Genomic DNA, 13,431 nt, shown 5'->3' on the forward strand with positions numbered 1-13,431 from the left:
CATGCGATCATACCTTATTGCCAAAAATATACTGAAGTGCCTGGTACTGGTGCTGCTTACTTTAGGGTGTGCCCCGGTTGCACAAAATCTAACTCAAGGGCAAGTACAGGATACGGATGCCAAACCTCCTTATTGGGATACTGTACAGCGTTTTAAGAGAGAAGATGCAGACAGAACTCCTCCTGAAAATGCCATTCTGTTTATTGGCAGCTCCTCTTTTACCAATTGGCATAATGCGCAGCAGATGTTTCCGGAGTATACTATTGTTAATAGGGGGTTTGGTGGCTCACAACTACCCGACATTAACCTGTATCTGCGTGAAGTAGGGTATCCGCCGAAGGTGAAACAAATTATTATCTACAGCGGCGATAATGACATTGCCAGTGGAAAAGAGCCTGAGGAAGTGCTTCAGCGATTTATATCCGTTTTTAGCCAGATCAGAAAAGATAAGCCCAAGCTGCCAGTCGCCTTTATATCAATCAAAGTTTGTCCGGGCCGCATTCATTCCCGTGCTAAAGTAGAAGAGGCAAACAGACTGGTTAAGGACTTCCTTGCAGAACAGAAAAGGACCGAGTTTGTGGATATTGTAACTCCTACTACGAACGACAGCGGTACACCCCTTGCTGGCATCTATGTGGAAGATGGTGTACACCTGAATCAGAAAGGCTATGATATATGGGCTGCTGCCCTCAAGCCTCACCTGATGAAATAATAGTAACACTCAGCTTCTTTCTGGCCTGAAAGTACACGCTGTGTGAGCCCAACTATACAGGAGCTTGAATTATTCTAATAAAAAGGGTCTTCCAGAGCCTTTTTACGCTACAAACACTCAGGCTTTTTTGGTCTCAACTAATCCGCGAACCTTTTATGGCCAAAGGTCAAGGCACACAGCCTTATGCGCTCAGATCCCCGGCAATAGAACTACATAGCATGAGGGCACCAGATTTATTAGTTGTGAAGAGAGTTATAGAATTTTATAGAATGCCTTTAGTGCGAAACATCACAAACTTCAAAAACCTGACAATATGCGTTCAAATAATATAATTTCTATACTAAAGAAAAGCGTACTGCTCCTTTCAGTTGGAGCCCTCTCTCTGCATGCCGCAGAAGCTAAAGTCGTGCTGCCGGCAGTTTTCAGCGATAACATGGTGCTGCAGCAAAAGGACAAGGTGCCTTTTTTCGGTACCGCCACTCCTAACAGCAAGCTGACGATAAAAGCATCCTGGGACAAAAAAAACTACACCACACAAGCCGACAAGAAAGGCAACTGGCAAATAACCATACCGACACCAGCTGCTGGCAGAGGCTTTGAAATAACCTTTAACGACGGCGAAGAACTAAAGCTCAACAACGTGCTGGTTGGAGAAGTCTGGGTGTGTTCGGGGCAATCGAACATGGAGATGCACATGGCGGGGCAGTACGGTAATGTGCTGAATGCGCAGCAGGAGATAGCCGCTGCCAATTACCCGGAAATTCGGTTTCTGACAGTAGAGAACATTACCAGCAACAGTCCGCTAAAAGAAGCAAAAATAAAGAACGGTGGCTGGGAGGTATGTTCGCCACAAACTGTTCGGCAATTTTCGGCAGTTGGCTACTTTTTTGCCCGCGATATACACAAAAGCCAGAACGTGCCAATCGGGATTATTAACACCTCCTGGGGCGGAACCATTGCCGAAGCCTGGACCAGCGGCCCTTCTCTTAAAACCATGCCTGCCTTTGTAGAGCAGGTAAAGCATATTGAGCAAAACGCCAACAACACCAAGAGCGATGAGATGCTTTTGTCAGAGTATGAGCAGGAGAAACAGAAATTCTACAAGCTGATTAGGAGCAAAGATGCGGGTTATAATCAGGAATCTCCAAACTGGGCGTCAGCCAGCCTCAACACCTCGTCCTGGAAGCCAATACCCATGCCCGGTGTTTGGGAGACAAAAGAAATGCCTGGCTTTGATGGTGTGGTATGGCTACGAAAGAAGGTAAGCCTACCGGCAGCCTGGGCCGGAAAAGAGCTAAGGGTTAATATTGGCCCGGTAGACGATGACGAAACCACGTTCTTTAACGGTGAGGAAGTTGGGCAAACAGTAGGCTACGGCAAGCTGAGAAGTTACAAAGTGCCAGCCAAGTTGGTTAAAGTTGGTGATAACGTAGTAACGGTGCGCGTGGGAGACAACGGAGGAGATGGCGGCCTGTACGGGCACCCGGACGAGCTGTTTCTGACCAATGCAACTGGCGAAAAAATTTCGCTGGCAGGGGAGTGGCTCTATCAACCTGCTGTAGATTACACACAGCTGCCCCCAAGCCCACAGTACCCGGTGGGCCCCAACCGAACTACTGTGCTCTACAACGCTATGGTGCACCCGCTTACTAAGTTGCCCATTAAAGGTGCCATCTGGTATCAGGGCGAGAGCAATGCCGGCAGAGCTTACCAGTACCGCACCCTCTTTCCATTGCTCATAAACGACTGGCGCAAAAGCTGGGGCCGAGGCGATTTCCCGTTCTACTTTGTGCAATTGGCTAACTACATGCAATCAAATCCTGAGCCAGGCGAGTCTGACTGGGCAGAGCTGCGTGAGGCACAACTCATGACATTGAAAGTGCCCAATACCGGCATGGCCGTGGCCATAGACATTGGGGAGGAAAAAGACATTCACCCTAAAAATAAGCAGGAAGTAGGGCGAAGGCTGGCATTAGCAGCGCGGGCCAAAACATACAACGAAAAAATAGCTTTTTCAGGCCCTGCCTACAAAAGCATGAAGGTAGAAGGCAATAGCATACGGTTAAGCTTCGACCATACAAATAAAGGATTGCAAGCAAAAGGCGGAAATAAATTAACGGGTTTTGCGATTGCGGGAGCAGATAAAAAATTTCACTGGGCAGAGGCTACCATCGTGGGCAACGAAGTGCTGGTATCTAGCCCAGAGGTACAGCAGCCGGTAGCGGTAAGGTATGGCTGGGCTGCTAACCCCAAGGTTAACTTTTATAATGGGGAAGGACTTCCGGCTTCTCCCTTCCGCACCGACACCTGGCAGGGTGTTACACAAGATAAGTAGTCCCAAAGTCCCTGCACCAGGGAAAATAATCATTTCTCTTATTCATTTATCAGGCATGTTCCATACTTCCCGAAGACTTTACAAAACGCTTCTTTGCATTATCGGCTTATGTGTTTTTATGACTCCACTAGTCATAGCGCAGTCTGATTTGCGGGTAAGCCAGAATGGGCGCTATTTGGAATACACTAGCGGTAAACCCTTTTTCTATCTGGCCGATACCGCCTGGGAGCTTTTTCATAGACTGAACCGGGAGGAAGCAGATTTGTATTTGACTAACAGAGCAGAAAAAGGATTTACGGCTATACAGGCAGTGGTGCTGGCAGAGCATAATGGTCTGCAAGATCCAAACCCCTACGGGCATACACCATTGCTGCACAACGACCCCGAGCAGCCGGTAGAAGCTTACTTTCAGCATGTAGATTATATCATTAACAAAGCCGACGACTTGGGGCTGCACATTGCACTGTTGCCCACCTGGGGCGATAAATTGTTTAAAGATAAGTGGGGCGTTGGTCCCGAGATTTTTAATGAGCAGAAGGCCTATGCCTTTGGCCACTACATCGGAAACAGGTATAAAACAAAGCAAAACATTATCTGGGTGGTAGGCGGCGACCGGAACCCACGTGACCATTCGGAAGATGTGGCGGTGTGGCGGGCGATGGCGAAAGGCATTACAGATGCAGTGGGAGGTAAAGACAATGCCATGATGACCTTCCATCCGCAAACGAATTCATCTAAATGGTTTCATCAGGATGAGTGGCTGGATTTTAACATGCTCCAAACAGGCCATTGCCCCGATGTAAAGGTATGGGAGAAGATCAGCAGCGACTATCAGCGCTATCCTGTAAAACCTACTATGGATGGAGAGCCCATTTACGAGGAAATTCCGGTTTGCTTCGATATCAAAAACGGTTACCCTGATCCTATCGACATCAGGAGGAGAGCCTACCTGAGCTTGTTTGCCGGAGCTCATGGGCACACGTATGGCTGCAACAACATCTGGCAAATGTACGACAAGCACCGGAAGCCAACCCTGGAACCTACTAAACCCTGGCACGAGTCGCTGGACCTACCCGGAGCCGTGGCCATGACACATGTGCGCAAGCTGATGGAGTCGCGGCCAATGCTGGAGCGGGTGCCGGACCAGTCGTTGGTAGTAAATGCTCCTGATAACTACCAGGAGCGCGTGCAGGCTACACGCGGCACCGACTATGCCTTTATCTACTCGGCAGCTGGTTTGCCTTTTGAACTTAATATGGGCAAGATTTCGGGCCGGAAAGTAACTGCCAGCTGGTTCGATCCCAGAACAGGTCATATCCAGAAAGCCGGAACATATAAAAACAAGGCCACTGTCCGGTTTTCTCCTCCAGCACAGGAAGCTGGTCAGGATTGGGTGCTGATGCTGGATGATGCCTCCCGCAAGTTGCCTGTACCATAACAAAGGCCTTTGAAAGCCTATAAGCTCCATCGGTGAAAATGCCTCCGGAAGGCCTTTTTCATTAGAATAATTTAAGTGGTGTGGTATAGGTAAAATAAAAGTTCTGTTCCGAAAGTCTCTAAGAACGAATAAAATTATTAGCCTGCTGCGGCCTGCCCTACTTTTATTAACCACAATGGGCAACGCGCAGGCCAACACTGTGCTTCCAACGGGTAAGAAGCATCCACTATCTTCGGGTTATTCTTTTTGTGAATGAAAGAACTTGTAACGTAGCAGCAACATGAACAGCACCTATTTGAAGAGGATATGTGAAAGGTTAAGAAGGCATTATCTGGTGCTATGGCTGCTTATGTTGCTTTCGGCAGGTTGCAACCAAATCCAAAATAAGCTGAACAGCAATAACAACATTACCAACACGAACGATAATACCGCTAAGAAAATAGTGCTGATTGCCGGTGAAAAAAGTCATCCTCCGGGCACGCATGAGTATATTAAAACGGTGCGTCTCATCAAAACTATGCTCGACCATTCAAACATCAGTGGTCTTCGCACCGAGGTCTATTTACATGGCTGGCCACCCAACGAAAAAACCTTGAATGACGCTGATTTAATATTTTTTCTGGCTGATGGGCGCGATGGAGAATTATTTGAAGACGTGCCCTTTATGACACCAGAGAGAATGAAGGTGATGGAGAGACAAATGAGCCGAGGCTGCGGATTTGCCTTGTTACATTTTGCTACTTTTGCCTCATACGCACATGGCCAGAAGGTGCTGGAGTGGGGAGGAGGGTACTACGACTGGGAAGAGCCAACCGGTGCATATCGTAAGTATTCTGAAATAAAAACTTTGGAGGCAGATGTGCACCTTGCTAGTCCCGCACATCCTGTTTCAAGAGGAGTAATGCCCTTCCGGGTTGAAGAGGAATTTTACTACAACATGCGATTTAGAGAGAATGACACCCGCCTGACCCCTATACTAGAGGTGCCTGCCTTGGGAGGGAGAGCCGGACTCGGAAATGTAGTAGCCTGGGCAGTAGAACGATCTGATGGTGGACGCGCCTTTAGTGCTACCCTGAACCACTTCTACTCCAATTGGGAAAATACCAATTACCGAAAAGTATTATTAAACGGACTAGTTTGGGCGGCAGGAGCAGAGGTGCCACCGACAGGTATTGAAACAAGATTCTTTTCCGATCAGGAAGTGACGGAGCATCTCTATCAGAAAACAAAAAAAGCCCTGCAGATAACAGATGAAAATGCAGCGAGCAGTCAGTACCAAATTTTTTCTGAACTTATAGCAGCTGGTATAGAAGAAGATAGCCAGTTTTTGGTGGATATGTCGGCTAACGTGAACGACCTGGCACAATATGACTTAAGAGATTACAAGGTCATCATATTGAACAGGAAGGATTTAAACGGAATGAATAGCGACTCTCAGAAAGCGTTAGAAAGTTACCTGCAGCAGGGAGGCGGTTTAATTGCAACTACTTTTTTACTGGACTCAGCAGCAAGTATAGCAAATGCTGAGAGGTTTAAAGGTTGGCCAGCTTATACCAGTATTTTCAGAAAAGAGAGCAGGACACGAAAGTTGAATGAGCAGAAAAAAAATCAAGTACAGGTTAGCGTGGCGCAGCATGCCGTTACCAGTGGCCTGAGTAATTTTGATGTAGCTGTACCTGTAGGTTTTTGTGTGGTAGGAACTGAACCTGCGGTACCTCTTTTGTTGGCAGTATCGGGTAGTGCCGGTAAACAACAGCCACTGGCGTGGGTGTACAACTTTGGAAGAGGGCGCATTTTTCTGACTACAATCGGGCATAATGCTGCTGTGGAAGAACCAGCTCAGGTGAAGAGGCTGTGGAAAAATGCGGCTATTTGGGCCTCAAGAGCAGAGGGATTTTAACTCACCGAAAGAAGGCCTTTGCCCTTACAAAACAACTCAAAATTACATTCGCTAAGAAATACGTATGCTCGACTGCTAAAGCATGTTCTTTTTTCTGCCAGTAACGTTTCAAAGCCATACTACTTAATTAAAAGTATGAATATCGAAACGAAGGAGCCTTTTTATAAAAAGACGACTACCATTCTGGTAGGTCTTACACTTGCTGTTTATATCCTTTATATGCTGGCCGATTTTCTGGTGCCGCTTGCCTTTTCAGGCCTTTTCGCGGTGCTCCTGAATCCGCTTTACAGCAGGCTTCTGAGCATGCGAATCCCGAAAGTTCTTGCCATCATCCTTACGCTGCTACTAGCTATCTTAGTAATTGGTGCTATACTCTTTTTTCTGTCTTCCCAAATCATCCAGTTCGGGGAGATGGTACCTGTTATGAAAGAGAAGTTTGGGCAGATCATACTCGATCTGGAGAACTGGATTGCCCGAACTTTTGGCATTTCGCTGGAGAAGCAGGCACAGTACCTGAACGAGGCGGCCAGCAGTAATAAAGCCATTTTAGGCCGGACACTTAGCGGAGCCTTGGGCATGTTCAGCGTCATTTTCCTGATACCGGTGTATATCTTCCTGCTGCTGTTTTACAAAACCCTGATTCTTAATTTTATTTACGAGGTCTTCTCAAAAGAAAGTTCAGAGAGTGTGGCGGGTATTTTACAAGGTACCAAAACTGCCATACAGAGCTATATTGTAGGGTTAATGATTGAAACCCTTATTATAGCTGTTTTAAACTCTGCCGCGCTTTTGCTCCTGGGCGTGGAGTATGCCATATTGCTTGGTGTGTTGGGAGCAATTCTAAACCTGATTCCTTACATCGGCGGTATCGTGGCCATACTATTGCCGGTTATCATGGCCACAATTACCACAGATGGCTATACCACCCAATTGGCCATAGTAGGCGCTTATGCTGTTATTCAGTTTATCGACAATAACATTATTGTGCCGCGCATTGTGTCGTCGCAGGTGCAAATTAACGCACTTATCTCTATTTTGGCGGTGTTGTTGGGCGGCTCCTTATGGGGCGTGTCGGGCATGTTTCTTTCTATTCCGTTTGTGGCGGTACTCAAAATTGTGTTCGACCGCATAGATGGTCTGAAACCTTGGGGGAAACTTTTAGGCGATGAAGTGCCGGTGAGGCTCGTAACCATGGATTGGAGAAGAAGAGGCAAATCTGCTTCAAGTGGGACACAGCCTAAATAACCTGCCTCAGCGTTTGCCTGCACTATAGTTTTGCATTTTTGGTAAGCCTGTATTTTTGTTTTACCTTTAAACCTGGTCATATGCAGCAACTAAGTATATTATTTTACTAATACTTCCTTCCACTGCTGCATATTGGACTCAGGATAGTTCCAGCAAGACCAATTATTCTAATCAAAAAGGCCTTCCGGAGGTAAACTTTGTCTTTTTTAGCACAGGCATTTGGCTACAGGAAAATGCTTTTTAACTGAAGTTTTATGAAAATCATCCTAACGTTTCTTTTTTCTGCTTGTCTAATTGTTCTGGTAGGCTGCTCCGATACCGATAACACCAAGTATCGCAAGGCTGAGAAAGCACCGCAAACGAATGCTCCTGTTTCACCAGCGCAGCCTCTCAACGCACAAAAACCGGCTGAGGGTCAGGGTGCAGCAGTAGCCGTAAACCCGCCGCACGGTCAGCCAAACCACCGTTGCGACATACCGGAAGGGGCACCCCTCAGTACTCCGATGCAGCCAAATTTGAATACCGCACCTCAGTTCAGACCACAGCCAATGCCTCAGCCGATGCCTGAGGCTCAGGGAACCGTGGCACCCGGTATCAATCCGCCCCACGGCCAGCCTGGTCACGATTGTGCCATACCGGTAGGAGCTCCGCTGTCTAAAAAATAAAACGTTCTGAATAGAAAGGCTCAAGGTAACTTTTGCTGCTGTTCTCAAAGCTTACAAGCGCCGCCTGATCTCTGCAACACTTGTGTGCGGGAGCAGGTGGCGCTTGTATTTTAATACTAAACCAAAGTAATAAAACCAATAGCAGGTCGGTATGGCAGGAGAGTTAATTCTTCTAATGAATTTGGTCTTCCAGAGGTATTTTATAGTTCAATGGATGTAGGGCCTTTCACTTTTGCGGGCACTGAAATATGGTGCTTTTGGTTACCCAAGCCGAAACCAATCTTTACATCGCAAACACCAGTGGACTACATCGAGCCATCTAAACTTAGTTGCAAAGGCTACATCAGCCATGCCTTTTTATAGCGGTTTATGGGCCTGAACTACTGTAGCCACCTCTCATGCCTGCCTTGCCTGGTTATTTTTACTACATCATTACCTCTCTACAGTTAAAAAAGTCGGCTCCGGCGGCACATAATTTAAAAACCGATTACTCCTGATTATAGTATTAGAAGCTGGCTGCATACAAATGAGCGTAAGTTTAGAATGGTAATGCTGCCGACAAAGTAAAAGGGTATGGCATGATGTAGTATTGTAGGGGAGCAATTTTTTGGGGGCTGCAGCAAGTTGTGGAAATTGCAAGAGATTGGTAGCAAAGGTAAAGTACTTACTTGAGCAGCGTGCTGGTAGCGCAACAAGCCTTATCATGGTACACGTTCAAAGCGGAACAGCAGCTCTAGAGGTTATGCTTTAACGAAAACAGTCTTCGGTTGCTACCTGAGTCTATAAGATCACCTTCATCATAAAAGGCAATACAACAACGATGAGAAGAACGACTACTTTCCTGACTATGTGCTGTGGTCTCCTGCTGTGCTGCTACACCAGCCTGAGGGCGCAATCTGCACAATTGAGCACGTATTGCAATCCCGTAAACCTGGACTATACCTACATGATTTACGATTCGCACCGCGATGTTTCTTATCGGTCTGGTGCAGATCCGGCTGTAGTGGAGTTCCGGGGAGAGTACTATATGTTTGTGACCCGCTCCATGGGTTACTGGCATTCTACCGATTTACTTAACTGGACTTTTATAACTCCCGAGAAATGGTATTTTCAGGGTTCTAACGCACCGGCAGCACATAACTATAAAGATTCGCTGCTTTATGTGGCCGGTGATCCCTCAGGTTCTATGAGTATTCTCTACACCGACAATCCAAAGAAAGGCGACTGGAAAGCCGTGCCAGGCATTATCAACAACCTGCAGGATCCCGGCTTGTTTATAGACGATGATGACAAAGCGTACATGTTTTGGGGCTCCTCCAACACCTATCCCATCAGGGTAAAGGAGCTTGATAAAAACAAACGGTTCCGGCCTTCCGAAGAAACCCATGAGCTTTTCAAACTCGATGGCGAAAAACATGGTTGGGAACGCTTTGGAGAAAACCACTCCGATACCGTACTGGCTGGCTACATGGAAGGCCCCTGGATGACCAAACACAATAATAAGTACTACTTACAATATGCTGCTCCGGGTACTGAGTTCAACGTGTACGGCGATGGTGTGTATACTGCCGATTTGCCGCTTGGTCCTTATACCTACGCACCTAACAACCCGGCTTTTTATAAGCCAGGCGGTTTTATGAACGGAGCCGGGCATGGCAGTACAGTGGTGGGGCCTTACGGCAGGTATTGGCATTTTGCTTCTAATGCCGTTTCGGTAAACGTAAACTGGGAAAGGCGCATCTGTATGTTTCCAGCCTTTTTCGATAAAGACGGATTGATGCACGGCGATACCTACTTTGGCGATTATCCACATTTTGCTCCGACTATTGCAGGCCGCAAAGGCGAGTTTACAGGTTGGATGCTGTTGTCATACAACAAACCTGTAAAAGCCTCTTCAGCGCAGGGGGAGCATAAGCCCGAAAATTTGGTAGACGAAAGCGTGAAAACTTTCTGGCTGGCCGATAACAACAGCGATCAGCAGTGGGTACAGATAGACCTGCAAAAGCCAGGAAAGGTGCACGCCCTGCAGGTAAACTACCACGACCATCAGTCTAACATGTATGGCCGTCTGCCAGACCTTTACCACCGTTATGTAGTAGAAGGCTCTTTGGACGGCAACAACTGGCAAACCCTAGTCGACAGAAAAAACAGCTACAAAGATGTGCCCAACGATTATGTGGAGTTAGGCACTCCGCAAACAGTGCGTTACATCCGCTATATAAATATACACGTGCCTACGCCTCACTTGGCCATTTCGGGTTTGCGAGTGTTTGGAGTAGGACAGGGCAAGGCCCCTGCAAAAGTCAAGAGCTTTACCGTAGAGCGTGGTTCCGACCGCCGCGATGCCATGATCCGGTGGAGTCAACAGGCAAATGCACAGGGCTATAACGTACTCTGGGGAATAGCACCCGACAAGCTCTACAATTCCTGGATGGTGTACGGCGACAATAAGCTGAATCTCAAAAGCCTGTCTGTTGACCAGACGTACTACTTTACCGTGGAAGCTTTTAACGAAAGCGGAATTTCTGGCAGAGCCAGTCTGATAAAACGCTAAGGCAGCAGAGGTTGGTTTATGAAATAACCTCCGGATGCTTTTCCTTTTTTAACTCCTGAACATCCTAAAATCTAACATCTACAATCTAATATCTTAAAATTACCAGATGAAAGTCCTACGAGTAGTGCTGCTGCTGTGCCTGATGGCGGCGGCAACAGGTGCCATGGCACAGAAAACAGAAGACGCCAAAATGAACAAGTTTATCTCTGCCCTGATGAAGAAGATGACCCTGGAAGAGAAACTGGGACAGCTGAATCTGCCTGGTGCAGGCGATATCACTACAGGCCAGGCTTCCAACGCCGACATTGCAGGCAAGATCAAAGAAGGAAAAGTAGGTGGCTTGTTCAACATTAAATCGGTAGAGAAAATACGCGATGTGCAGCGGGTAGCCGTGGAAGAGAGCCGGCTTAAAATTCCGTTGCTGTTCGGTATGGATGTAATACATGGGTACCAAACAGTATTTCCTATTCCGTTGGGGCTATCTTGTAGCTGGGATATGGCGCTGATAGAGCAAAGCGCACGCATTGCAGCCATAGAGGCCAGTGCCGACGGGATTAACTGGACTTTCTCGCCCATGGTAGACGTGTCGCGCGATCCGCGCTGGGGCCGTATGTCAGAAGGAAACGGCGAAGACCCTTACATAGGAGCGCAGATTGCCAAGGCTATGGTAAAAGGCTACCAGGGCGATGACCTCACCAAAAATAACACCATTCTGGCTTGCGTAAAGCACTTTGCGCTATACGGTGCTGCAGAAGCAGGCCGCGATTACAACACTACCGATATGAGCCGTATTCGGATGTACAACGAGTACTTTGAGCCTTATAAAGCTGCTATAGATGCCGGAGCAGGCAGCGTTATGACCTCTTTTAATGAAGTAGACGGTATTCCGGCCAGCGCCAACAAATGGCTCATGACCGATGTACTGCGCAAGCAATGGGGCTTTAATGGCATGGTGGTAACCGACTACACCGCTATAAACGAAATGGTAGACCATGGCTTAGGCGACCTTAAAACAGTTTCGGCCCTGGCGCTGCAAGCCGGCGTAGACATGGACATGGTAGGCGAAGGCTTTCTGACAACCCTCAAACAATCGTTGGAAGAAAAAAAAGTGACGCAGAAGCAGATCGACATGGCCTGCCGCAGAATCCTGGAAGCCAAATACAAACTTGGACTCTTCGAAGACCCCTACCGTTATTGCGATGTGCAGCGTAGCAAAACAGAAATCCTAACCGATGCACACCGAAAAGCAGCTCGGGCAACAGCCGCCCAATCGTTTGTTTTGCTAAAAAATAACAACGTACTGCCCATTAAAAAGTCAGGTACTGTTGCCCTTATAGGGCCACTGGCCGATGCCACCGTAAACATGACCGGTACCTGGAGTGTGGCCGCAGACTTCGAAAAATCGGTTTCAGTAAGAGCTGGCTTGGAGAAAGCAGTAGGTAACAACGCTAAAATTCTCTATGCCAAAGGTTCTAACCTAACAGCCGACAGTGTATTGGAAGCAAATTCCACCATGTTCGGTAAATCGCTGGGCCGCGACAGGCGCTCCACAGAAGCTATTTTAAAAGAAGCCCTGGCAGTAGCCAATCAGTCTGATGTAATTGTGGCTGCACTGGGCGAGTCGGCGGAGATGAGTGGCGAAAGCTCCAGCCGCACCGACATCGAGATTCCGCAGATACAGAAAGACCTGCTGCAGGCGCTGCTAAAAACCGGTAAGCCGGTAGTGCTGGTGCTGTTTACAGGCCGACCATTGGCTCTAACCTGGGAAGAAGAAAATGTGCCTGCCATTCTGAATGTTTGGTTTGGTGGATCAGAAGCTGGAGATGCCATTGCCGATGTGCTGTTTGGAGACGTTAACCCATCCGGAAAACTGACCGCTACTTTTCCGCGGCACCTGGGGCAGGTTCCATTGTTTTACAACCATAAAAACACTGGCCGACCCATTGAAGAAGGAAAAGGTTTCCAGAAGTTCCGATCCAACTACCTCGATGTTCCGAATGACCCATTGTATCCGTTTGGTTTTGGCCTCAGCTACACCACTTTTAACTACAGCGATGTCAAATTGAGTAAAGCCTCTTTTAAACCTGGCGAAACCATTACAGCTAGCGTTACCGTAACGAACTCCGGCTCCAGAGAAGGGCAGGAAGTAGTGCAGCTGTACATCCGCGACCTGGTAGGGAGCGTTACGCGCCCAGTAAAAGAGCTGAAAGGCTTCCAGAAAATTAACCTGAAGGCAGGCGAGTCTCGGGAGGTTACGTTTCAGATCAGCATAGACGATCTGAAGTTTTACAACAGCGACCTAAAATTTGTAGCAGAGCCCGGCGATTTTAAACTCTTTATCGGTACCAACAGCCGCGATGTAAAAGAAACAGCCTTTACGCTTACCAACTGATTTTGAAAATCCACGTATAGGCCTTGTCTCGCAGCCAAGAGCCTCCGGAAGGGCAAAATCATTTGAATAATTTCTTTTTTTTAGTCTGGCTTGTTTTGAGAGGAGGCTTGTACTATACAAGTAGAGGTAAACCTTTTATGACAAGTGTTAAAGCACTGTAAATTACAGTGCTTTAACACTTGTCATAAAG

General features: G+C 47.4%; 8 protein-coding genes. All 8 read left to right on the forward strand.

Going from position 1 to position 13,431, the window contains the following annotated elements; translation table 11 throughout:
• Position 1: 1 nt before the first annotated feature.
• The 8 genes from ACMA1I_RS06550 to bglX all read left to right on the forward strand — a co-directional run bounded on the left by ACMA1I_RS06550 (position 2) and on the right by bglX (position 13,241).
• Positions 2–712 (forward strand): GDSL-type esterase/lipase family protein, encoded by a 711-nt coding sequence (locus tag ACMA1I_RS06550; RefSeq protein WP_337067498.1) that lies wholly within the window; start codon positions 2–4, stop codon positions 710–712.
• 313 nt (positions 713–1,025) lie between these two features.
• Positions 1,026–3,047 carry a sialate O-acetylesterase gene (locus ACMA1I_RS06555; RefSeq protein ID WP_337067499.1) on the forward strand — a complete coding sequence of 674 codons (2,022 nt, stop codon included), beginning with the start codon at positions 1,026–1,028 and terminating at the stop codon, positions 3,045–3,047.
• Positions 3,048–3,165: 118 nt separating this feature from the next.
• The gene (locus tag ACMA1I_RS06560) at positions 3,166–4,485 is read left to right on the forward strand and encodes a glycoside hydrolase family 140 protein (RefSeq protein ID WP_337067500.1); all 1,320 of its coding nucleotides are present in this window, start codon (positions 3,166–3,168) and stop codon (positions 4,483–4,485) included.
• Between the two features lie 349 nt (positions 4,486–4,834).
• Entirely contained in the window at positions 4,835–6,385 is a 1,551-nt protein-coding gene (locus ACMA1I_RS06565) for a ThuA domain-containing protein (RefSeq protein WP_414703874.1), read from the forward strand.
• Between the two features lie 135 nt (positions 6,386–6,520).
• Entirely contained in the window at positions 6,521–7,630 is a 1,110-nt protein-coding gene (locus ACMA1I_RS06570; protein WP_337067502.1) for an AI-2E family transporter, read from the forward strand.
• Positions 7,631–7,884: 254 nt separating this feature from the next.
• Positions 7,885–8,295 carry a hypothetical protein gene (locus ACMA1I_RS06575; RefSeq protein WP_337067503.1) on the forward strand — a complete coding sequence of 137 codons (411 nt, stop codon included), beginning with the start codon at positions 7,885–7,887 and terminating at the stop codon, positions 8,293–8,295.
• Between the two features lie 820 nt (positions 8,296–9,115).
• Positions 9,116–10,849, forward strand: a complete 1,734-nt coding sequence (locus ACMA1I_RS06580; protein WP_337067504.1) for a family 43 glycosylhydrolase — start codon at positions 9,116–9,118, stop codon at positions 10,847–10,849.
• A gap of 106 nt (positions 10,850–10,955) precedes the next feature.
• Positions 10,956–13,241, forward strand: a complete 2,286-nt coding sequence (gene bglX, locus ACMA1I_RS06585) for a beta-glucosidase BglX (RefSeq protein ID WP_337067505.1) — start codon at positions 10,956–10,958, stop codon at positions 13,239–13,241.
• Positions 13,242–13,431 lie beyond the last annotated feature (190 nt).

The organism is Pontibacter sp. 13R65 (assembly GCF_047525655.1).
GTDB lineage: Bacteria > Bacteroidota > Bacteroidia > Cytophagales > Hymenobacteraceae > Pontibacter.